Source organism: Pleomorphomonas oryzae DSM 16300 (assembly GCF_000422965.1).
Taxonomy (GTDB): Bacteria; Pseudomonadota; Alphaproteobacteria; order Rhizobiales; family Pleomorphomonadaceae; genus Pleomorphomonas; species Pleomorphomonas oryzae.
Map to the genome: position 1 here is coordinate 371,596 of NZ_AUHB01000001.1, position 21,247 is coordinate 392,842.

Below are 21,247 nucleotides of genomic sequence, written 5' to 3' on the forward strand. Positions count from 1 at the left end.
AAGAAAGGGGATGCAGATGGTCGACAGCAATCAGGCTCCAACGCGCGGTCCCGGACGGCCGCCCCTCAGAAGCGACGACGAGACGCGCGCCGTAATCATCGCGGCGGCGTCACGGGCCTTTCTGGAGACGGGGTATATCCGCACCGGAATCGACACCATTGCCCGCGAGGCCGGCGTGTCAACGCGGACGCTGTATCGTCTATTCTCCGCCAAGGAGGACTTGCTGAAGGAGGCTATGGAGGCGCGGATCGACATGGCCTTCGGCAGCCTCGACGCAGCGCGGATAACCGCAACCGATCCCCGCGTGAGCCTCGAAGCCCTGCTTTTGGGGTATGCCGGCCTGGCATTATCCGACGATGCTGTGCGACTCACCCGTCTCATCGCGGCCGAGCGTCTGGAGGTTCCGGCCCTTGCCGAAAGTTATCAACAGGCAACGGCCCGCATTACCGGTGTGTTCGAGGCATGGATTCGCGAGCATCAGAAAAGCGGCTTTCTGCGCCCCGGCAACGTCGAGATAGCGGCTCATCTTCTGCGCGGTACGATCAATGAGGCGCAGCGCCAGATCCTGCTCGGCCTCCGAGAACCGCTGACCATTGCCGAACAGCACCAGTGGGTGAAGGCATCGGTCGCCATATTCCTCGATGGGGTCGCCACTGGCTAACCCGTTCAGCGGACACGCAGGCCACTTTCCGGATCGAACAGAAGCACGTTTTCGGCATTGAAGCCGATATCGAGCTTGTCGCCACGCCAACCGGGCGGCAGGAACCGTGCCTCGGCGACCACTTGATCACCGTCCGGCGTCCGTCCATAGGCGTAGGTCTGCCCCCCGAGGTTTTCCAGAACCTCAATGGGCAGCACGATCATATGAGCGGCCGTTTGGTGGAAGTGTTCGGGACGCACGCCCGCCAACACAGCCGTTCCGGGTTTCAGATCGGCCGCAGCCGGCAGGATCAGCGACAGGCCAAAGGCAGGAATGCGAACTTCGGTGCCGACATCAGTCCGCTCGCCGACGATCCCCTTCAGGAAGTTCATCTTCGGCGAGCCAATGAAACCGGCGACGAATAGATTGTTCGGATCGGCATAGAGATCGATCGGCCGGCCCACCTGCTCCACGCGACCCGACCGGAGCACGACGATCTTGTCGGCCAGCGTCATGGCCTCCACTTGGTCGTGCGTCACGTAGATCATCGTCGCCTTCACCTCGCGGTGCAGGCGAGCGATCTCGAGGCGCATCTGAACGCGCAGCTCCGCGTCGAGATTGGATAGCGGCTCGTCGAACAGGAAGACCTTGGGATTGCGGACGATGGCCCGGCCGATGGCCACACGCTGACGCTGACCGCCCGAGAGCTGCTTGGGTTTGCGATCAAGCAGTTCCTCAAGATGCAGCACGCGAGCCGCCTCGCCAACCTTGCGCGCGATCTCGGTCTTTGGCACATGATTGATCTTCAAGCCGAAACCCATGTTTTCGGCCACCGTCATATGCGGATAGAGCGCATAGGACTGGAACACCATGGCGACGCCACGCTCGGACGGCGGTGTCTCGGTGACGTCAGCACCGTCGATCTCGATGCGGCCGGAAGTCGTGTCTTCAAGGCCAGCGATCAGGCGCAACAACGTCGATTTGCCACAGCCTGACGGGCCGACGAAAACAACGAACTCGCCGCTGTCGATGTCGAGATCAACAGAGTGGATGACCGCGAGCTCGCCAAAGCTCTTGCGCACGCTCTCGAGTTTCAGTCCCGCCACATCGTCCTCCCTCGACCCGTCGGATATATCAAGCAGCCGGCGATCCTCTACGTCAGGCCTTCCCTTGGGCTGACATCCTCCACCCCGACTTTGGTACGGCCGGCTTCCTCAACCCGGCCTCTTTACAATTTCGTAAACTGGTCTACACTTTTTTGCAAGGAGGACGGAGGGGGATGAGAGCCGTTCACACGCCCCATTTGTAAACCGGTCTCCACACCAAAACGCCAGGGAACTCGACCGGCGGATCAACAGGCAAGAACAAGCCGACCGCTTGGGTGGCGTGCTTGTTCGGCGGGAGGACAAGACAGATGGATGGGATAGGATCGGGCTCCCGCGCGACGGGCGGAACAAGGCACGCTGCCGAACGACATGCCTGGTCGGCGCGAATGATCCGTCCGCTCTCCGACGCTGGCGTCGGTACGCGGCAGCCCTTCCTGCGCAAGACCTTCCAAGCGAAGGAGGGTGGCAAGGCCACCCTGCGCATCAGCGCGCTTGGCCTTTACCGCGCCTTCATCAACGGCAAGCGGGTTGGCGACGACCTCCTCACGCCTGGCTGGACCTCCTACAACGACCGCCTCAGCTACCAAACCTACGACGTCGGCGACCTGCTTTTCGACGGCGACAACGTCATCGACGTCTGGCTGGGCGACGGCTGGTATCGCTCGCAGATGATGTGGGCGCACGAGCATGCTCTTCTCAACACTTGGGGGGATCGCATCGCCGCCATTGTCGAGCTCGAGACCGGCGGCAAGACAATCCTCGCGTCCGATACAAGCTGGTCGAGCGGCCTCACCCCCATCCTCAGATCTGGCATCTATTTCGGTGAGACCTACGATGCTCGCCTCGAAGGCGCACCGGCCGATCAGGGCGTCGTGCTTCACGAAGATTTCGACCCGGCAGTGCTGATCGCTCACGAGGTCAATGGCGTCAAGGAACTCGGCGCACTCAAGCCCGTCTCGTCCTTCACTGATGCCGAAGGACGCACCATCTACGACTTCGGCCAGAATACAGCCGCCTACGTCACCTTTGCGGTAAAGGGCGAAGCTGGTGCGACGGTGCTGGTCGAGCATTCGGAAATTCTCGACAAGGGCGAGTTCTGCAATACCAACCTGCGCTCCGCTCCCTGCCGCGTCACCTATGTTCTGAAGGGCGACGGCCATGAGACCTATCGGCCCACCTTCACCTTCCAGGGCTTCCGCTTCGCCCGCGTGACGGTCACCGGCAAGGCTGAAATCGTCGACATTGCCTCGATACCGATCTCCTCGGCGATCACGCGTACCGGCTGGCTCACCACCGGCCATCCGCTGGTCAACCGTCTCATCGAGAACTCAGTATGGTCGCAGCGGTCCAACTTCGTCGATGTGCCGACCGACTGCCCGCAGCGCGACGAACGCCTCGGCTGGACCGGTGACGCTCAGGTGTTCGCCGCTGCGGCCTGCTACCTGCACCACAGCCATGCCTTCTTCGTCAAATGGCTGCGCGACGTGATGGCCGATCAGCGTCCTGAGGGCGAGATCCCGCATGTCGTGCCAGATCCCACGCGCAACCACGAAGACCTCTATCCCCACTTCTACGGCTCGACCGGCTGGGGCGATGCCATCTCCATTGTTCCGCATGTGCTCTATCGCCACTACGGCGATCTGGACATCCTGCGCGAGACCTTGCCCGCCATGGTGCGATGGAACGATTTCGTCTGGTCGATCAGCAATGGTCCGATCGTACGGCCGCCACGCCCCTGGGCGGCGCGTGGCTTCTCCTTCGGCGACTGGCTGCAGCCCAAGGGTCCAAGCGAGAAACCGCTGCCGACTATTGGCGACGATGCGGCGGCGACCATCTACCTGTTCATCGCGGCGGACCTGACGGCCAAGATCGCCGGCCTCGTCGGCGACAAGGCAACGGAAAAACGCCTGTCGGATCGGGCCGCAGTGGTGAGGGCAGCCTTCGCCCATGAGTTCATCACCCCGTCCGGCCGCCTCGCCTACGACGATCAGACGTCCTATGCCCTCGCCTTCCTGCATGATCTCATCCCCGAGGACAAGCGCGCGGCAGCCAAGGATTATTTCAAGGCAACGATCGCCCGAGCGGGCGGCCGCATAGGAACGGGCTTCATCGGCACCCCCGCCCTCCTGCCAGCCCTACTCAAGATCGGCGAACCGGGGCTCGCCGGTGCCGTCTTCCTTCAGGAAGAGGTCCCGGGCTGGCTCTACCAGGTGAAGAATGGCGCCACCACCATTTGGGAGCGGTGGGATGCCATTCAGGCCGATGGTTCGATATTCGATCCCTCCATGAATTCCTACAACCACTATGCCTATGGCGCCGTTTGTCAGTGGCTGTTCGAGGGAGTAGCCGGCCTCCGGCCCGACGAAACCGAGCCCGGTTTCCGGCACATCCTGTTCGAGCCGGCCATCATTCCGGCGCTGTCGCCGGTCAGCGCGGCTCACGCCTCAGCCGCCGGCCGCATCGAAGCCGGTTGGCGCATCCAGGATGACATCGTCACCTGGGAAACGTCCGTTCCGGACGGGGCTCGCGGCACGCTGGTCGTGCCGGCCGGCGCCCGAAACATCATTCTCGACGGCAAGCCCATCGCGCCGGCCGCCGAGAAGAGCAAGCAGCGTCTCGCCGTGGGAAGCGGGCGCCATGTCGTGACTTTCGCCATCGCTCGTTGAGGACGGGCGGATTATTCTCCGCCCCGGCCGAGAGGACGGCCGGGCGGATGAAACCTGGGAGGAGAACCATGAGCCATGCAATTTCCCGCCGCCTTCTGGTGGCTGCTGCCGCGGGCAGCGCACTCGCGCTGTCCTTTGCGTCTTCGGCCTATGCCGAGGTGAAGTTGAGCTTCCTCGTCGACAATGCGCCGGCGACCGTCAAGGCCTCGGAAGCGCTGGCAGCCGCCTTCCACGCCAAGAACCCCGACATCACCATCGAGGTGGAATCGCGAGCCGCCGGCGGTGAGGGCGACAATATCGTCAAGACCCGGCTCGCCACCGGTGAGATGACCGACGTCTTCATGTATAACGCCGGCTCGCTGTTTCATGCGCTCAACCCGCAGCAGAACATGCTCGATCTGACCGACGAGCCCTACCAGTCCGACATCATGGATATTTTCAAGTCGGTGGTCAGCGAGAGCGGTCATGTCTATGGCGCGCCCTTCCAGACGGCCATGGGTGGCGGCGTGTTCTACAACAAGAAGGTCTATGCCGCGCTAGGCCTGCAGGTTCCAAAGACCTGGGCCGACTTCATGAAGAACAACGAGACGATCAAGGCCAAGGGCGGCGTGACGCCGGTCATCCAGACGTTCAAGGACACCTGGACCTCGCAGCTGTTCATGCTCGGCGATTTCTACAATGTCCTGCAAGCCGTGCCCGACTTCCCCCAGAAATACACCGCCAACCAGATCAAATATGCGACGACGCCCGCCGCTCTCAGGGGATTCGAGCATCAGGCCGAGGTGTTCAAGGCCGGCCTCCTCAATGAGGACTTCGGTTCGGCCAGCTATGACGACGGCCTACGCATGGTATCGAAGGGCGAAGGCGCTCACTATCCGATGCTGACCTTTGCCATCGGCAACATCAACGAGAACTACAAGGACTACATCAACGACGTCGGCTTCTTCGCCTTGCCCGGCGACGACGCCGCCAAGAATGGCCTCACCGCCTGGATGGCCAACGGCATCTACGGTTATGCCCAGACCGAACATCCGGACGAGGTGAAGAAGTTCATCGCCTTCGTCGCCAGCAAGGAAGGCTGCGACACCCAGACCCAGGCGGTCGGGGCCATCGGCCCCTACATGACCAAGTCTTGCACCCTGCCGGCCGACGTTCCGCCGGCAGTCAAGGATCTGGTCGCCTACTTCGCCGAAGGCGGCAAAAACGCGCCCGCCCTCGAGTTCCTGTCACCCGTCAAGGGGCCGGCCCTCGAACAGATTACCGTCGAAATCGGCTCGGGCATTCGCGCGCCGCTCGATGGCGCCAAGCTCTATGACGACGACGTGCGCAAGCAGGCGCTTCAGCTCGGCCTGCCCGGCTGGGAATGAGCCATCGCCTTCTGGAATCCAAAGCCGGCCCTAACGGACCGGCTTTGCCGGAACTCATTGTTTTCATTTAGCCGATTGCTCCGAAAGGGCTGACGACTTTTCGAGCGGTTGGTCTAGACTTCTCCTCCCCGAGAAGCAGCCCCGCGTTCGCGCTAGGCTGCGCCCGACCGGACGAACGGCGCTGGAGTGTCCTTATGACGACCCTTGGCAAGAAAGGCAGCCGACGCGGACTTGCGGCAGCCTATCCGACCTGGTTCTACCTGCCGGCAGCCATCATTTTCGGCGTGCTGTTCCTGTTTCCCACCTTCGCCTCGCTGTTCTTCAGCCTGACCCGTTGGACGCTGTTCCAGTATTCGTTCATTGGGCTCGCCAACTTCCGGCAATTCTTCAGCGAGCCATTCCTGGTCTGGGGCCTCGTCAACACGCTGATCTATGCCGTCGTCACCTCGGGTTCGAAGGTGGTGCTCGGCATGCTCCTTGGCATCCTGCTCACATCCAACGTCATGGTTCGGGGACTCCTGCGCGCCATCGTGTTCTTCCCGGTGCTGGTGTCGACCATCGGTGTCGGCATCACTTTCACCATGCTGATGCATCCGACCAATGGCCTGATCAACGACGTCGTCGCCGTCTTCGGCCTGAAAGGTCCTGCCTGGCTGACTGACCCGCGCTTTGCCCTGATGTCCGTTGCTTTCGTCGATGTCTGGAAAGGTGTTGGGCTCGCCACCGTCATCTACATCGCCGGAATCGTCTCCATTCCCGCCGAGTATTATGAGGCGGCCAAGATGGACGGCGCCAACGCCCTGCAGCGCTTCTGGAACATCACGCTGCCACTTGCCCGTCCCGCCACCGTCACGGTGATCATCCTCAGCCTGATCGGCGGCCTTCGTTCCTTCGACCTCATCTGGGCGATGACCAAGGGCGGACCGGGCTTTACGACCGATGTCGTGGCCTCGGTGATTTACAAGCAGTATCAAGCCGGCTTCTACGGCCTATCCACCGCCGGCAACGTCGTGTTGTTCGTGCTGGTAGCGGCGATCGTCGTGCCGCTGTCCTTCGCCCTCAATCGCAAGGAGGTCGAGGCATGACCGCCAAGAAGCTCAAATACTACGTGACGGGCATCCTGGCTCTTGCCCTGGCCTTCTTTGTCTTCGTTGTGCCTTTCCTGTTCATCATCGTCAACGCGTTGAAGGACAAGCCGGAAGCGGCGCTCCTGCACTTCTCCTTGCCGACCGAAACTCACCTCTGGGACAATCTCGTCGCGGTCGTGGAAGCGCGCGACTACATGCTGATCACTGCCTTCATCAACTCGATCATCCTCACGGTGGTAGCGGTCACCGGCCTTGTCGTGTTCGGCGCCATGGTCGGCTTCGTGCTGCAACGGCGGCCGTCGCGATGGAGCGGGCTTATCAACTTTATGGTCCTGGCCGGACTGATCATGCCGCCGGCCGTCGTGCCGACCATCTGGCTGTTGCAGTGGCTCGGCCTGTTCAAGACGCTGTCCGGCCTGATTCTGATCGAGATCGCCTACAGCCTGTCGTTCTCGGTGCTGCTGTTTCGCGCCTTCATCGCCACCATCCCGCGCGAACTCGACGAAGCGGCCATTCTGGAAGGCGCCGGCCCCTTCACGCTGTTCTTTCGTATCGTGCTGCCACTTCTGAAGCCGGTGGCGGTAACGGTGATCGTTGTGCAATCGGTGGCGATTTTCAACGACTTCACCAATCCCCTTTATTACCTGCCGGGAGCAAAGAACGCGACGGTGCAGCTAACGCTGTTCAATTTCCAGAGCATGTTCAACACGTCTTACAATCTTCTGTTCATGAATATCTTGATCATCACTATTCCGCCGCTGATCATGTTCCTGTTCTTCAACCGGCAGATCGTCGAAGGTATGACGGCAGGCGCCGTAAAGGGCTGAGAATGATCGTTGCCGGCAAACTGCCGAATGTATAGAGGAAACTTGGAAAACGGCGGAAACGGGCGGGGAATCATGAAGCGCGCGACGATCAAGGACGTGGCGGAGGCGGCCGGAGTGTCGCGGGCCGCCGTTTCCAAAGTATTGCGCAATGCCTATGGCCTTTCCGACGACATGCGGGCTCGCGTCGAAGCGGCAATGACTGCGCTAAACTATCGACCGCAGACGGCGGCGCGTGGCCTTCGGGGACGCACCTACACGCTCGGCATCGTGCTGCCGGATATGCGCAATCCTTTCTTTCCGGATATCCTCGACGGCGTCATCTCGACACTGAGGAGCACCAGCTACGAGCCGCTGATCGGCTTTCGCCCATCGGCCGAGGCCACCGAACAGCACGCCATCGACACCATGCTCGATCACAAGATCGATGGCTTCCTGATGGTTGCCCCGCGTCTCGAAGAAGCTTACCTGACCACCGTCGCCACCTCGGTACCAACGGTGATGATCGGACGCCACGATCGCGACTGCGGTTACGACACGGTCAATAACGACGATCGCGCCGGTGCGCGCCTCGCCGTCGAACACTTCATATCGCTCGGCCATCGCGACATCGCCTATTTCGGGCTTGATCCGGAGTCGGCAGCTCCCAACAACTCGACGACGCGGCGTCTGGTGGGCTACCGCGAGACCATGGCGGCGCATGGACTCACGGAGCGCATATCAATTTTCGAAGGCACGCATTTCCGTGGCGACCGCTACGATGAGGAAGTGTCTCGGCGCATCCTGCAAAGCCAACCACGCCCAACGGCCGTCTTCTGTTGGACCGATTCCGTGGCATTTACCCTGATGGCGGAAGCGGCGAAGCTCGGCATCCGCGTGCCCGACGACCTCTCGGTGATCGGTTATGACAATAGCCGTCTCGCCGCGCTGCCGCAGCTGTCGCTGACCTCGGTTGATCAGGCAGGGCATCAGCTCGGAAGCGAAGCGATGAAGCTGCTGATCGAGCGGATCGAGGGCCGGCAGACCGACCAGCATATCATTCTGCCGCCACATCTCGACGTAAAGGGCTCGACCGGGCCTGTTCCGGTGCGGGGCTGACCGTCAGGCGAGGAAGAACACCTCACGAAGATCGGCCGACTTTGGGCTGTTGTCCGGGTTGGACGGCATGATATCGGCCATGTATTTCCACCATTTCTGGCAGATTTCCGTGGCGGCCACCGCATTCCAGCGGTCTTCCGATTCGATCTCGACGGTGGCGAACAGGGTCGACGTCTTCGGATCGAGATAGATGGCATAGTTGTGGGCGCCATGCGCCTTGAGCACCACCGCCAACTCCGGCCAGATCTCGTCATGACGGCGTTTATATTCGGCGTGGGCGTCCGGGTTGACCCACATGACAAACGCTTTTCTGATCACGATACATCCTCCCGCGCCAGCCGGCTCACGCATCCGCCGTCCGGAAAATCATATTCGATCCCAGCCAGTCACTCCCAGTGGGATCATTACGCAAATTCAATCATTTTCAATCTCTCGCCGAACGTTTGATCGCTTCGCCGGGCTTCTCCACGGCGATCTAGAACTTTCGGCGATACGCAATTTTACCTTCAAAAAAGATAGATATGCCATTTTCATTCGATATTTCAATCATCAAGGCTCGAGACAAATCACTGATCTCAGCCGCAAACCAGATTTGTGGCAAACGCTACGGATATGATTGCACTTGATCAATCGTGATGGAATATGATTGATATCACCAACGCCGTAAAGCAGACGCTGGCAGCGGAGCCATTGGGAGGAAACCGCCGGTCATGTCCGATCATTCGCCGATTACCAAAGCCTATGAGCTGGCCCGCGAGCTGTTTGCTCGCGACGGCATCGATACAGAGGCCGTCTTAAGCAAGCTCGATACCATCCCCGTATCGATGCACTGCTGGCAGGGCGACGACGTCAAGGGCTTCGAAAATCCCGATGGCGAGCTCACCGGTGGCATTCAGGTTTCGGGCAACTATCCCGGCCGCGCTCGCAATGCCGACCAGTTGCGCGCCGACCTCGACAAGGCGATGTCGCTGATCCCCGGCGCCAAGCGGCTCAACCTGCACGCCCTCTATCTCGAGGCCGATCGCAAGGTGGAGCGCGACGCTATCGAGCCGAAGCACTTCCAGCGCTGGGTCGACTGGGCGAAGGAGCGGGGCCTCGGCCTCGACTTCAACCCGTCCTGCTTCTCGCATCCGAAGAGCGCCGACAATCGCACGCTCAGCCACCCCGACGCCGGCATCCGTCAGTTCTGGATCGACCATTGCAAGGCGAGCCGCAAGGTATCCGAGCATTTCGGCCGCTCGCTCGGTACGGCCTCGGTGATGAACATCTGGATCCCCGACGGCTCGAAGGATTATCCCTTCGATCGTTATGGACCGCGCGAGACGCTGAAGGCCGCCCTCGACGAGGTGATCTCGGAGAAGATCTCCAAGGCGTTCCACTACGACGCCGTCGAGAGCAAGCTGTTCGGCATCGGGGCCGAGGCTTACACGGTCGGCTCCAACGAATTCTACATGGGCTATGCGGCGACGCGCGGCACCATGCTCTGCCTCGATGCCGGCCATTTCCACCCGACCGAGGTGGTGTCCGACAAGCTGTCCGCCGTCTTCCAGTATGTCGACCGCGTTCTGCTGCACGTGTCGCGACCGATGCGCTGGGACAGCGACCACGTCGTGCTGTTCGATGATGAGCTGCAGGCCATCGCCAACGAGTTGGTGCGCGGCAACATGCTCGACCGCACTGCCATCGGTCTCGATTATTTCGATGCCTCCATCAACCGCATCGCCGCCTGGGTGATCGGCATGCGCAACATGCGCAAGGCGCTGCTGAAGGCGATGCTGGAGCCGGTCGCCAAGCTCAAGGCAGCTGAGACATCCGGCAATTTCGCTCTGCGGATGGCGTTATTCGAGGAACACAAGACGAGCCCTTGGGGTGCCGTCTGGGATCACTATTGCGAAAGCCGGAACGTGCCGGTCGGCGCCGCCTGGTTCGACGTCGTCAAGACCTATGAGCGCGACGTGCTCGCCAAGCGGGAGTCCTGAGCCACTATGACTGCGAATATGATCGATTCCTGGTTCGTCAAGGCGATGGTGAAAGCCACCACGGACTGCTGGGAAAAGGGCTGGGATGAGCGCAACGGCGGCAACATCAGCCTGCGCCTCACCGAAGACGACCTTGCGCCCTACATGGCCGGCATTCGCGAACCGCGCCGGCTGCCGATGACCGAGCCGCTGCCGGCCATCGCCGGACAGAGCTACATCGTTACCGGCACCGGCAAGTTCTTCCGCAACGTCCAGCTCGATCCGGAGAACAATCTCGGCGTCGTGCGCGTTGGCGCTGACGGCAGCTATCTGGAAGTGTTGTGGGGCTATCGCGACGGCGGCGCGCCGACGTCGGAATACTCCAGCCATTTCAAGGGCCATATCGCCCGGCAAAACGCCACCAACGGCAGCGACCGCGTCGTGCTGCACTGCCATGCCACCAACCTCATCGCGCTCACCTATGTGCTCGACTGGAGCGACGCCAACGTGACGCGCGCGCTCTGGGAAGGCTCCACCGAGTGCCTGGTGGTGTTCCCCGACGGCGTCGGCACCATGCCCTGGCTAGTGCCCGGTACTGACCAGATGGGCGATGCCACGTGCCGTCTGCTCGCCAAGCGGCCGCTGGTGCTCTGGCCGTTCCATGGCGTGTTCGGCGTCGGCCCGACGCTCGATGACGCCTTCGGCTTGGTCGACACCGCCGAGAAGGCCGCTGAGATCCTGGTGAAGGTGTTGTCGATGGGCGGACCGCGCCAGTCAATGACGACACAGGACCTTGTTGACCTCGCCGCCCGCTTCAAGGTGGTACCGCAGCCCGAAGCCATGGCGCTCGACGGCTGGAAGCTCGCCGGCCCCAAGGCCGTTTGATCACTCGCGCCGGCGCTTGCCCCCGCGGCGCCGGCGCGCCATCGTCCCTGCCCCCACCCGGAGCCGAGACAGACCCATGCATGAACGCGAACGCCACCGCATCATCCTTTCCGCCGTCCAGGAACGTCCAATCCTGACGGTGCAGGACATCGTCGAGCTGACCGACGCCTCGGAGGCGACGATCCGCCGCGACATCAGCGCGCTGGCGCTTCAAAACCGCCTGAAGAAGGTGCGCGGCGGTGCCGAGGCGCTGCATCCGCCGCAGATCGGCGTGCTGGCTGCCCGTTCGTTCCGGGCCGACGAGACCGTCAACTCGGCGCAGAAGCGTGCCATTGCCCGCGAGGCCGTGAAGCTCTGCCATGATGGCGAGGCCATCACCATCAACGGTGGCACGACGACTTTTCCGATGGTGCATTTCCTGGCGCAGATGCGCCTGCAGGTGATGACCAACTCGTTCCCGATCGCCGAGCACCTGATCAAGCATTCCAAATGCACGGTGATGCTGCCGGCCGGCGCTGTCTATCGCGAGCAGAATATCATTCTGTCCCCCTTCGACAGCGACGGCACCGGCCACTTCTACGCCCGCCGCTTCTTCATGGGTGCCCGCGGCGTATCGCCGCTCGGCGTCATGGAATCGGACTCGCTGATCATTCAATCCGAGCAACGGCTGATGCGACAGGCCGACGAACTCGTCGTCTTGGTCGACAGCTCCAAATTCAAGACACGGTCCAGCCTGATCCTCTGCCCGCTCGAACGGGTGAGCACGATCATCACGGATGACGGCATCGACGAGCGCGACCGGCGGATGGTGGAAGCCGCCGGCATCGAGCTGATCGTCGCATCCACGGACAAGAAAGAGGACATCCAGCAATCCCCGACCGTCGCCTGACAGAGGAATGAGGCGGAGGTCGACGGAAGGTCGCAACGGGAGGAGACCCCAAATGACCCTGTTCAAGAAACTGATTGTTACGACGGCCGCCGCCATCGCCCTGATGGCCGGTCCGGCCAGCGCCGAAAACCTCAAGATCGCGCTCGTGGTCAAGACGCTCGGCAACGGCTTCTTCGACGCTGCCCACAAGGGTGCCGAGGAAGCGGCCAAGGAACTTGGCAACGTCGATATCATCTATACCGGCCCGACCACCTCGACAGCGGAAGCGCAGATTGATGTCGTCAACTCGCTGATCGCCCAGAAGGTCGACGCCATCGCCATCTCGGCCAATGACAAGGACGCTCTGGTTCCGGCCCTCAAGAAGGCCATGCAGCGCGGCATCACCGTCATCTCTTGGGATTCGGGCGTGGCGCCGGAAGGCCGCCTGATGCACCTCAACCCGTCGTCCAACCCGCTGATCGGCAACATGTGCGTCAAACTGGCCTCCGACGGCCTCGGCTCGGACAAGGGCGACGTCGCCATCCTCTCGGCCGCCTCGACGGCGACCAACCAGAACATCTGGATCGAGGAGATGAAGAAGGTCCTGCCCAACTATAAGAACGTCAACCTGGTCGACACCGTCTATGGCGATGATCTCGCCGACAAGTCCTACCGCGAGACGCAGGGCCTGATCGCCAAGTATCCCAACCTCAAGGCGATCATCGCTCCGACATCGGTCGGCATCGTTGCTGCCGCCCAGGCCGTTGAAGACGCCGGCCTGATCGGCAAGGTCAACGTCACGGGCCTCGGCCTGCCGTCGGAAATGGCCGGCCACGTCAAGGCTGGCTCGTCCAAGGCTTTCGCCATTTGGAACCCGATCGACCTCGGCTATTCGGCGACCTACCTCGCCTATGAGCTGAAGACCGGCAAGGCCGAAGCCAAGCCGGATGCCGAGATCTCTATCGGCCGCATGGGCAAGATCAAGCTCGACGCCAACAACGAGGCGGCCATGGCCGATCCGTTCGTCTACGACGCCAAGAACGTCGAGGAATTCGCCAAGATCTTCTGATCCGGCATGAAATCCCGGGCCCGGCTTTGGCCGGGCCCGGTACTCCAATATGTCGAGATAGCCCCCTCTCCCTGTCCCTCCCCTAGTTCGGTGAGGGGACGCGGTTGCCAAAGACCGGAGCTCCCTCCTCCCCGGCTTCCGACGTCCCATCCGATGCGCTCCCTCCAGCGCAGTTTCAGGATCATGGCAGGGTCCCCTCCCATCTGGTCAGGAGGGACAGGGAGAGGGGGTAACTCCGCCGACCGATCCATGCCGGCCGTCGTCCCGGCGAGATCATCGCGACGGCTCCATCCGATCGCCGCCCAATCCCTCAGGCCGCAAGCCTCCACAGCGAAAAGCGTCTGACAACGTCATGCTCCCAACGGACACTCCCATTCCAGAGCCCATCCTGAAGATGACGGGCATCTCCAAAACCTTTCCAGGCGTCAAGGCACTGTCCGACGTGGCGCTCGAACTTCGCCCCGGCCATGTCACGGCGCTGATCGGAGAGAACGGTGCGGGCAAGTCGACACTGGTCAAGATCCTGACCGGCATCTACCAGCCGGACGGCGGCAGCATCCAGATCGACGGCAAGGAAGTTACGCTTCCCACCGCCGAAGCGGCGCAGGGACTCGGCATTACCGCCATCCACCAGGAAACGGTGCTGTTCGATGAGCTGACGGTCGCCGAAAATATCTACATCGGTCATCAGCCGCGCAATCGCTACGGCCTGATCGACTGGGTGGCGATGCATGCCCGCGCCGCCGCCATCCTGCATGGCATCGACGCGCCGATCTCGACGCGCACACGCCTCAAGGATCTTTCGATCGCCCAGCGCCACCTCGTGGCGATCGCCCGTGCGCTCTCCATCGACGCGCGCATCGTCATCATGGACGAGCCGACCGCCGCCCTCTCCTACAAGGAGGTGGAGGAGCTGTTCGGAATCATCGACAGGCTGAAGAAAGCTGGCAAGGCCATCCTGTTCATCAGCCATAAGTTCGAGGAAGTCTGGCAGATCTGCGAGTACTTTGCCGTCTTCCGCGATGGCGGTCAGGTGGGCGCAGGCCGGCTCGACGAAGTGTCGCACGCCGACCTCGTGAAGATGATGGTTGGCCGCGACGTGACGCAGGCTTTCCCCAAACTTCCGGCCGAGATCGGCGAGGTGGTGCTGAAAGTGGATGGTTATTGCCATCCGACCGAGTTCGACCAGGTGTCATTGGAGCTCCGCCGCGGCGAGATCCTCGGCCTCTACGGTCTGGTCGGTGCCGGCCGTTCCGAGTTCTGTCAGGCGCTGTTCGGTGTCACCCGTCCGTCGGCCGGAATGGTCACCCTGTCGGGCAAGCCGATCACCGTTCGCTCGCCATCCGATGCCATTGATGCCGGCATCGTCTATGTACCGGAAGAACGCGGTCGCCACGGCGCCATCACCGCCATGTCGATCGCCTCCAACATCTCGTTGCCATCGCTGAAGGTCACCAGCCGCCGCAACTTCCTGCGCATGGCCGAGGAATTCGATCTCGCCCGCAAATACGCCGAACGGCTCGACCTGCGCGCCGCCTCGCTCAGCCAGCCGGTCGGTACGCTGTCAGGCGGCAATCAGCAGAAGGTGGTGATCGGCAAGTGGCTGGCGACGCTGCCGAAAGTGATCATCCTCGACGAACCGACCAAGGGCATCGACATTGGTTCCAAGGCTGCCGTGCATGCCTTCATGAGTCAGCTCGCCGTCGAAGGCCTCGCCGTCATCATGGTGTCGAGCGAGATCCCGGAGATCCTTGGCATGAGTGATCGCGTCATCGTCATGCGCGAAGGCCGAATGGCCGGCGTGTTCGAGCGCGAGGGCCTGACGCCTGAGGCGCTGGTGCGCGCGGCAACCGGCAACAAGGAGGCCGCCGCGTGAGACGCTCCTCCATCAGCCCTGCCATTTTCGCCCCGGAGTTTTTCCGATGAACACCCTCCGCAGCCTTCTCGCGCGGCGCGAAGCGCTCCTGGTGCTGGCCTGCCTTCTGCTGCTTGCTGCCATCACCGCTCGTTTCCCCGCCTTCTCGACACCTCACAATCTTGCCGGCGTCTTCAACGACACCTCTATCCTGATCATGATGGCGCTCGGCCAGTCGGCGGTGATCCTGACCAAGTCGATCGACCTGTCGGTGGCCGCCAACGTGGCGCTGACCGGCATGACGGTGGCCATGCTGAATCATCTGGCTCCCGGTCTGCCGGTGGTCGTGCTGATCGTCGTCGCCTTGGGCATGGGCATGCTGCTCGGGGCCATCAACGGCTTCCTGGTCTGGTGGCTCGACATTCCGGCCATCGTCGTGACGCTCGGCACCATGACCATCTTCCGGGGTCTTGCTTTCGTCGAATCCGGCGGCGCCTGGGTCAACGCCCATGAGATGTCGCCGACTTTCCTGGAACTGCCCCGCGCCCTAGTCCTCGGTCTGCCGGTGCTGTCGTGGGTTGGCATTCTCGCCATCGTGCTGGCCGCAACGCTCTTCACCCGCACCGGCCTCGGTCGCGCCTTCTACGCGACCGGCGGCAACGCCGTGGCCGCCGTCTATGCCGGCATCGATATCGGCAAGACGCGGTTTCTCGCCTTCGTACTGTCGGGCACAGTGGCCGGCCTCTGCGGCTACCTCTGGGTATCGCGCTACGCCGTCGCCTATGTCGACGTGGCCTCGGGCTTCGAGCTCGACACCATCGCCGCCTGCGTCATCGGCGGCGTCTCGACCATTGGCGGCGTCGGCACGGTCGGCGGCGTGGTGCTGGGAGCGCTGTTCCTGGGCATCATCAAGAATGCGCTGCCGGTGATCGGCATCTCACCCTTCTGGCAGATGGCCATTTCCGGCGCCATCATCATTGCCGCCGTCGTCATCAATGCCCGCGGCGAACGCGTCAAGGGCCGGGTCATCCTCCGCCGCAAGGAGCTTCCGCTATGAGCGATCAATCCGCCGCCCTTTCGCCGCGCCACATTCCGGACCGCCTCGACGGCCCGCTCAAGCGAGCGCTCAAAAGCTGGGAAATGCTGCTGCTCGCGGTGGCGATCGCCATTGCCATCGCCAACTCTCTGGCCTCGCCCTACTTCCTCGATCCTTGGAACCTCTCCGACGCGACATTCAACTTCACCGAGAAGGCCATCCTGGCGCTGGCGATGACCTTTGTGATCATTTCGGGTGAGATCGACCTGTCGGTAGCCTCGATTATCGCGCTGGCCTCGACGGCCATGGGGGCCGCCGCCGCAGCGGGAGCCGGCACGCCGGTGCTGTTCCTGATCGGCCTCGGGGTTGGCCTCGTCTGCGGCCTGTTCAACGGCTTCCTGGTGGCCAAGCTCGGCCTGCCGGCCATCGTCGCCACTATCGGCACCATGAGCCTTTATCGCGGCATCGCCTATGTCGTACTCGGCGACCAGGTCTACAAGAACTATCCGGCCGACTTTGCGGTGTTCGGCCAGGGTTATGCCGTCTGGATCTTCTCGATCGAGTTCGTCACCTTCCTCGTGCTGGCGGTCATCGCTGGCGTGGTGCTGCACAAGACGATCTTCGGCCGGCAGGTCTATGCCGTCGGCAATAACGCGCTGGCGGCTCGCTTTTCAGGCGTCAAGGTCCAGCGCATCAAGTTCATCGTCTTCCTGATGACCGGCGCCGCCGCCGGTCTCGCCTCGGTGATGCTGACCTCGCGGCTGGGCTCTACTCGCCCTTCGATCGCCGTCGGCTGGGAACTCGATGCCGTGACCATGGCCGTGCTGGGTGGCGTCGGCATCAACGGCGGCACCGGCAACATCCTGGGCGTGGTCATCGCCGCCTTCGTGATGGGCCTCGTCACCTTCGGCCTCGGCCTGCTCAACGTGCCTGGCATCGTCATGAGCATCTTCATGGGCCTGATGCTGATCCTGGTGATTGCCCTGCCGCTGGTCGTGCAGCGGATCAACAGCCATCGCCGCATTGCCCGCTGACCGCCAATCAAGGACAAGGAAATGTCGACGACGCCGAGGTTTGTTGCGGTTCTCGATGTGGGCAAGACCAACGTCAAGCTGGTGGTCCACGACCTCGAGAGCGGTGGGGACGTGTTCGTCCGCACGCGGCCCAATGCCGTCGTCGACGCACCACCCTACCCGCACTATGACGTGGAGGGCATGTGGGCCTTCTTCCTGGATACGTTGAAGGAGGCTACGGCCAGCCAGCAGATCGATGCGCTCTCCTTCACCACTCATGGCGCCACGTTTGCCCTGCTGGCTGGGGATCAGCTGGCAATGCCGATCCTCGATTATGAGTTCCATGGCCCCGATGCTCTCGACGGGGCTTATGCCACCGTCCGACCGCCGTTCAGCGAGAGCTTCACGCCTCGCCTGCCCGGCGGTCTCAACGCAGGCGCACAGCTCTATTGGCAGTCTCGCACCTTCCCGGATGTCTTCGCGAAGGTGACGGCCATCGTTCCCTATCCTCAATACTGGGCGTTCCGCTTTACCGGTGTGCTGGCGAGCGAACCGACATCGCTCGGCGTTCACACCGATCTCTGGGTGCCGGAAAAGCGCAGCTATTCTTCTTTTGCCACGACCGAAGGCTGGGACGGGCTGTTTGCCCCGCTGCGCTCCGCGTTCGACAAGCTTAGCACGGTGACAGCCGATATCGCCGCGCGAACCGGCCTTTCTTCCGACACGCCGGTTTATTGCGGCATCCACGACTCCAACGCTTCTCTGCTGCCGCATCTTCTCAGTCGAAAGCCGCCGTTCACGGTGCTCTCCACCGGCACCTGGGCAATCATCTTCGCCGTGGGTGGTGATGCCTCGGCGCTCGATGCCGCCCGCGACGGGCTCTGCAATATCGATGCCTTCGGTCATGCCGTGCCGTCATCGCGTTTCATGGGTGGGCGCGAGTTCGATCTTCTGACGGACGGTCACGCAAAGAGGCCCGCCCCTGAGGATGTACGTGTCGTTCTTGACGAGGGCATCATGGTCCGCCCGACCTTCGTGCCCGGTTGCGGTCCTTTTCCTGAGGGAAAAGGAAGCTGGGGCGTTGATCCGGCGTCGCTTTCGGGCGGCGTACGCACCGCCGCCGCCAGCCTCTACTTGGCACTGGTGGCCCGCGCCGCGATGGCGGTAGCTGGTGCCGCCGGGCCGATCGTCGTGGAAGGGCCGTTCGGCCGCGACACGTTATTTGCCGAGGCGCTGCAACAGCTTACCGGTCGATCCGTTTTGATCGCCGCCGGCGCTACCGGCACGTCGACAGGCGCCGCCATGCTGGCTCTTGGCCCGCACGGACGCCCCAACCTCGCGCCCGATCAGCAGGTTGGCGGCATTTATGACCTCGCCGGCCTCAAGGATTACGCGGACTGCTGGGCGAGCCGAAGCTGCGGACCGATCCGCCCTCTCAGTCCATAGGCAAAGCCGGCCTCGGATATTCCGAGTGCGGTCACTTCACCACCCAGCACGACGGGCAACACAGTGCGTAAAAGGCGTTGACCGAAGCCGCTGACTTCGATCGACGGCGTCCCATACATCCGCCAATCGAGGCGGAAAGCCCCGTCCGGCAGCAAAGACCACGATACCAGGACCCGGTGTGGCGGCTGCTCGGCGGCGGCGGCGGCAGAAACCAGTTCGTGGGCGCCGAGCATCACATTCTGTGCAACGTCAGGCCCAAGAAGCACTCGCGGCCCATCGAGTTCGACCTTGATATGCGTCGTGCGCTCGACATCGGCCCAGGCTCGGGTCACCACCTCGTCGAGCAGGATGCCGCGCCAGCCATTTTGCACCAGAAGCTCGTGGGCAGACGACAACGCGAGCAACCGACCGCCAAAGGGCGCCAGAAAACCGCTGGCTTCGGGGCACCCTTCGGCACTCTGTCGGGCGATGCCCTGCACCACGGCCAGCAGATTTTTGGAACGGTGGGTCAACTCACGCAGGATGTCGCGCATCTCACGCTCGTGTTCCTTGTAGCGGGACACATCGATGGCCGCCGTCAGGATGCCGGTGACCTCTCCGTTCGCCTTCACGGGCTCGACGAAGCCTTCGAACCAGCGCTGCTGTCCTCTGAGAACGAAAGAAATCTCGAAGCGCTCGGCCGCGCCGCTCGCAAGGACACGTCGCCCGATGCTGGCAAACTCTGCCGCTTCGACCGGAGGCAAGAAGTCGCTCGGCCGGTGCCCTAGAACATCAGCTTGGGTGAGGGGGCGCGGCGGATTGTGAGTCCAGGTGAAGACGAGATCGGTATCGAGTTCCAAGATGGAAATGTCGGAACCGTCCAAAGCCATTTCAAACCGATGCCGGACCGTTTCGAGTTCCGCCGTTCGCCCGGCGACGCGCGTTTCGAGATCACGGTTGAGATCGCTCAGCTGGTCGATCAGTCGCCTGTTCGCGGACTGCCCTTCCATCAGTAAGGCATTGGCGTAATTGGCCTCCTGACGCGTCGGCTGACCGACAAGCCGCGGAATCATCGGCCACACGGCGATGCCGACCACGAAGGCGACGACGGCGGTCACCGCTTCCACCAAAACAAAAATGCCGCTCTCAGTCACTCCTGGAAGCAACCGACCGATCGCACCAACCGCTATCGCCAAGACGAACACACACAGAAGGGCTGATGTGCCCAACAAGCCACCCTTGCGGTGGCGCATACGGAAAAGATAGGTCAGAAGGCCCGCTGACACGGAAGCGCAGGCGGCAACGGTCATGACCCTCGCCAGCGTTTTGAGTGTCTCGAGGTCTTCAGGCTGCACCTTGCCCTCCGCGTCAAACTGCCGACGTTCAGGAAGTACCGGTGGCCGGCCCAACCGTCACACGTTGTCCTTCAGCCGCAACGAGGCGACCTTGTCGAAGAACAACGCCTGGGAAATGACCGCCTTTACCATTTCCTCGCGGAATGGCTTGGCAATCAGGAAGGTCGGCTCGGGCCGCTCGCCCGTCAGCAGCGACTCCGGATAAGCCGTGATGAAAATGACCGGCACCTCGAAACTGGTGAGAATATCGTTGACGGCATCGAGCCCGGACGAGCCATCGGCAAGGCGAATGTCGGCGAGGATCAGGCCGGGACGCTCCTGGTTGGCCATGGCCACTGCTTCGTCACGGGTGCGTGCGTTGCCAACCACGGTATGGCCGAGCCCCTCGACAAGCCCCTCAAGATCCATGGCGATCAGCGGTTCGTCCTCAATGACAAGAACACGCGAAGCGACCTGCTCGCCGATCTGACGCGCCGCCTCGGACAACAAGGCCGAGAAAGCTTCGGGGCCAACATCGAGGATACGCGAAGCGTCAAAGGGGGAGAAACCCTCCATCGCAGTCAGCAAAAATGCCTGACGAGGCAGCGGGGTAATGGCATCAAGTCGACGATCAGCGGCCGGTCGATCCTCCTCGTCCAACCGCATATAATTCATCGGGTTGGCGTTCCAGACCGAAGAGAACAATTTATAAACGGCAAGACGCGGGTCGAGCGTTTTGTCAAAGCCATCCGGGTCGGCCACCAAGTGTTCGAGCATTGCCACGACATGACTGTCGCCGCTCGCCTGGCTACCGCTCAATGCCCGCGCATAGCGGCGAAGGAGGGGAAGCTGCGGCGCGATCAGGGACGTGAGAGACATGGGAAGCCTTTCCAACGCTTAAGCGAGCGATACAATATAAAATGCTGTCCTGCGTGAAACGCCCGAGAAGATGGTCGGTTCCCTTTCCTGCTGATTATTTTTCGGCACCCTCGGAACCGGAAGCTGCGGCAAGCGT

General features: G+C 62.3%; 18 protein-coding genes. 14 read left to right on the forward strand and 4 right to left on the reverse strand.

The annotated features are described in order from the left end of the window. Nucleotides 1-16: 16 nt before the first annotated feature. Nucleotides 17-661 (forward strand): TetR/AcrR family transcriptional regulator, encoded by a 645-nt coding sequence (locus tag G522_RS25085; RefSeq protein ID WP_169453453.1) that lies wholly within the window; start codon nucleotides 17-19, stop codon nucleotides 659-661. A 5-nt stretch (nucleotides 662-666) separates the two neighbouring features. Here the strand turns inward: G522_RS25085 and G522_RS0101795 are convergent, their stop codons facing one another. Further along, nucleotides 667-1,746, reverse strand: a complete 1,080-nt coding sequence (locus tag G522_RS0101795) for an ABC transporter ATP-binding protein (protein ID WP_026789588.1) — start codon at nucleotides 1,744-1,746, stop codon at nucleotides 667-669. Nucleotides 1,747-2,132: 386 nt separating this feature from the next. On the opposite strand from G522_RS0101795, the gene G522_RS25090 reads away from it, so the two are divergent. The 5 genes from G522_RS25090 to G522_RS0101820 all read left to right on the forward strand — a co-directional run bounded on the left by G522_RS25090 (nucleotide 2,133) and on the right by G522_RS0101820 (nucleotide 8,789). Then, nucleotides 2,133-4,412, forward strand: coding sequence for an alpha-L-rhamnosidase (locus G522_RS25090; protein WP_036837589.1), 2,280 nt, complete (start codon nucleotides 2,133-2,135; stop codon nucleotides 4,410-4,412). Between the two features lie 68 nt (nucleotides 4,413-4,480). Continuing rightward, the gene (locus tag G522_RS0101805; protein ID WP_026789589.1) at nucleotides 4,481-5,779 is read left to right on the forward strand and encodes an ABC transporter substrate-binding protein; all 1,299 of its coding nucleotides are present in this window, start codon (nucleotides 4,481-4,483) and stop codon (nucleotides 5,777-5,779) included. Between the two features lie 194 nt (nucleotides 5,780-5,973). Then, nucleotides 5,974-6,864 (forward strand): carbohydrate ABC transporter permease, encoded by an 891-nt coding sequence (locus tag G522_RS0101810; RefSeq protein ID WP_026789590.1) that lies wholly within the window; start codon nucleotides 5,974-5,976, stop codon nucleotides 6,862-6,864. After that, on the forward strand, nucleotides 6,861-7,694 hold the full coding sequence (locus G522_RS0101815) for a carbohydrate ABC transporter permease (protein WP_026789591.1): 834 nt from the start codon (nucleotides 6,861-6,863) through the stop codon (nucleotides 7,692-7,694). Before G522_RS0101810 ends, G522_RS0101815 begins: the two co-directional genes overlap by 4 nt. A 72-nt stretch (nucleotides 7,695-7,766) precedes the next feature. Then, nucleotides 7,767-8,789 (forward strand): LacI family DNA-binding transcriptional regulator, encoded by a 1,023-nt coding sequence (locus G522_RS0101820; protein ID WP_036837592.1) that lies wholly within the window; start codon nucleotides 7,767-7,769, stop codon nucleotides 8,787-8,789. A gap of 3 nt (nucleotides 8,790-8,792) precedes the next feature. Here G522_RS0101820 and rhaM read toward each other — a convergent pair whose 3' ends face one another. Then, complete coding sequence (gene rhaM / locus G522_RS0101825) at nucleotides 8,793-9,107, reverse strand: L-rhamnose mutarotase (protein ID WP_026789593.1); 315 nt, start codon at nucleotides 9,105-9,107, stop codon at nucleotides 8,793-8,795. Nucleotides 9,108-9,499: 392 nt separating this feature from the next. Between rhaM and G522_RS0101830 the strand changes: the two genes are divergently transcribed. The 8 genes from G522_RS0101830 (at nucleotide 9,500) to G522_RS25095 (ending at nucleotide 18,919) form a co-directional block, all read left to right on the forward strand. Continuing rightward, the gene (locus tag G522_RS0101830) at nucleotides 9,500-10,768 is read left to right on the forward strand and encodes an L-rhamnose isomerase (protein WP_026789594.1); all 1,269 of its coding nucleotides are present in this window, start codon (nucleotides 9,500-9,502) and stop codon (nucleotides 10,766-10,768) included. 18 nt (nucleotides 10,769-10,786) lie between these two features. Next, a complete protein-coding gene (gene rhaD, locus G522_RS0101835; RefSeq protein ID WP_210162868.1) occupies nucleotides 10,787-11,632 on the forward strand; it encodes a rhamnulose-1-phosphate aldolase in 846 nt (281 codons plus the stop codon). Nucleotides 11,633-11,708: 76 nt separating this feature from the next. Beyond that, nucleotides 11,709-12,521, forward strand: a complete 813-nt coding sequence (locus G522_RS0101840; protein WP_026789596.1) for a DeoR/GlpR family DNA-binding transcription regulator — start codon at nucleotides 11,709-11,711, stop codon at nucleotides 12,519-12,521. 52 nt (nucleotides 12,522-12,573) lie between these two features. Next, the gene (gene rhaS, locus G522_RS0101845; RefSeq protein WP_026789597.1) at nucleotides 12,574-13,569 is read left to right on the forward strand and encodes a rhamnose ABC transporter substrate-binding protein; all 996 of its coding nucleotides are present in this window, start codon (nucleotides 12,574-12,576) and stop codon (nucleotides 13,567-13,569) included. 352 nt (nucleotides 13,570-13,921) lie between these two features. Then, complete coding sequence (locus tag G522_RS0101850) at nucleotides 13,922-15,445, forward strand: sugar ABC transporter ATP-binding protein (protein ID WP_026789598.1); 1,524 nt, start codon at nucleotides 13,922-13,924, stop codon at nucleotides 15,443-15,445. 46 nt (nucleotides 15,446-15,491) lie between these two features. Beyond that, the gene (locus tag G522_RS0101855) at nucleotides 15,492-16,481 is read left to right on the forward strand and encodes an ABC transporter permease (RefSeq protein WP_026789599.1); all 990 of its coding nucleotides are present in this window, start codon (nucleotides 15,492-15,494) and stop codon (nucleotides 16,479-16,481) included. Then, nucleotides 16,478-17,494 carry an ABC transporter permease gene (locus G522_RS0101860; RefSeq protein WP_026789600.1) on the forward strand — a complete coding sequence of 339 codons (1,017 nt, stop codon included), beginning with the start codon at nucleotides 16,478-16,480 and terminating at the stop codon, nucleotides 17,492-17,494. Before G522_RS0101855 ends, G522_RS0101860 begins: the two co-directional genes overlap by 4 nt. A 21-nt stretch (nucleotides 17,495-17,515) precedes the next feature. After that, complete coding sequence (locus tag G522_RS25095; protein WP_051228067.1) at nucleotides 17,516-18,919, forward strand: FGGY-family carbohydrate kinase; 1,404 nt, start codon at nucleotides 17,516-17,518, stop codon at nucleotides 18,917-18,919. On the opposite strand, the gene G522_RS28740 is transcribed toward G522_RS25095, so the two are convergent. Next, nucleotides 18,862-19,995 carry a sensor histidine kinase gene (locus tag G522_RS28740; protein ID WP_169453456.1) on the reverse strand — a complete coding sequence of 378 codons (1,134 nt, stop codon included), beginning with the start codon at nucleotides 19,993-19,995 and terminating at the stop codon, nucleotides 18,862-18,864. The genes G522_RS25095 and G522_RS28740 overlap by 58 nt on opposite strands. Nucleotides 19,996-20,310: 315 nt before the next feature. Then, nucleotides 20,311-21,111, reverse strand: a complete 801-nt coding sequence (locus tag G522_RS0101875; RefSeq protein WP_026789601.1) for a response regulator — start codon at nucleotides 21,109-21,111, stop codon at nucleotides 20,311-20,313. Nucleotides 21,112-21,247 lie beyond the last annotated feature (136 nt).

What these genes read in the sequence shown, in the direction of transcription:
- G522_RS0101805 (WP_026789589.1), top strand. Translation starts at nt 4,481, where the DNA reads ATGAGCCATGCAATTTCCCGCCGCCTTCTGGTGGCTGCTGCCGCGGGC.
- G522_RS25090 (WP_036837589.1), top strand. Translation starts at nt 2,133, where the DNA reads ATGATCCGTCCGCTCTCCGACGCTGGCGTCGGTACGCGGCAGCCCTTC.
- G522_RS0101855 (WP_026789599.1), top strand. Translation starts at nt 15,492, where the DNA reads ATGAACACCCTCCGCAGCCTTCTCGCGCGGCGCGAAGCGCTCCTGGTG.
- rhaD (WP_210162868.1), top strand. Translation starts at nt 10,787, where the DNA reads ATGATCGATTCCTGGTTCGTCAAGGCGATGGTGAAAGCCACCACGGAC.
- G522_RS0101810 (WP_026789590.1), top strand. Translation starts at nt 5,974, where the DNA reads ATGACGACCCTTGGCAAGAAAGGCAGCCGACGCGGACTTGCGGCAGCC.
- G522_RS0101875 (WP_026789601.1), bottom strand. Translation starts at nt 21,111, where the DNA reads ATGTCTCTCACGTCCCTGATCGCGCCGCAGCTTCCCCTCCTTCGCCGC.
- G522_RS0101815 (WP_026789591.1), top strand. Translation starts at nt 6,861, where the DNA reads ATGACCGCCAAGAAGCTCAAATACTACGTGACGGGCATCCTGGCTCTT.
- G522_RS0101830 (WP_026789594.1), top strand. Translation starts at nt 9,500, where the DNA reads ATGTCCGATCATTCGCCGATTACCAAAGCCTATGAGCTGGCCCGCGAG.
- G522_RS0101840 (WP_026789596.1), top strand. Translation starts at nt 11,709, where the DNA reads ATGCATGAACGCGAACGCCACCGCATCATCCTTTCCGCCGTCCAGGAA.
- G522_RS0101850 (WP_026789598.1), top strand. Translation starts at nt 13,922, where the DNA reads ATGCTCCCAACGGACACTCCCATTCCAGAGCCCATCCTGAAGATGACG.
- G522_RS0101860 (WP_026789600.1), top strand. Translation starts at nt 16,478, where the DNA reads ATGAGCGATCAATCCGCCGCCCTTTCGCCGCGCCACATTCCGGACCGC.
- G522_RS0101820 (WP_036837592.1), top strand. Translation starts at nt 7,767, where the DNA reads ATGAAGCGCGCGACGATCAAGGACGTGGCGGAGGCGGCCGGAGTGTCG.
- G522_RS25085 (WP_169453453.1), top strand. Translation starts at nt 17, where the DNA reads ATGGTCGACAGCAATCAGGCTCCAACGCGCGGTCCCGGACGGCCGCCC.
- rhaS (WP_026789597.1), top strand. Translation starts at nt 12,574, where the DNA reads ATGACCCTGTTCAAGAAACTGATTGTTACGACGGCCGCCGCCATCGCC.
- G522_RS25095 (WP_051228067.1), top strand. Translation starts at nt 17,516, where the DNA reads ATGTCGACGACGCCGAGGTTTGTTGCGGTTCTCGATGTGGGCAAGACC.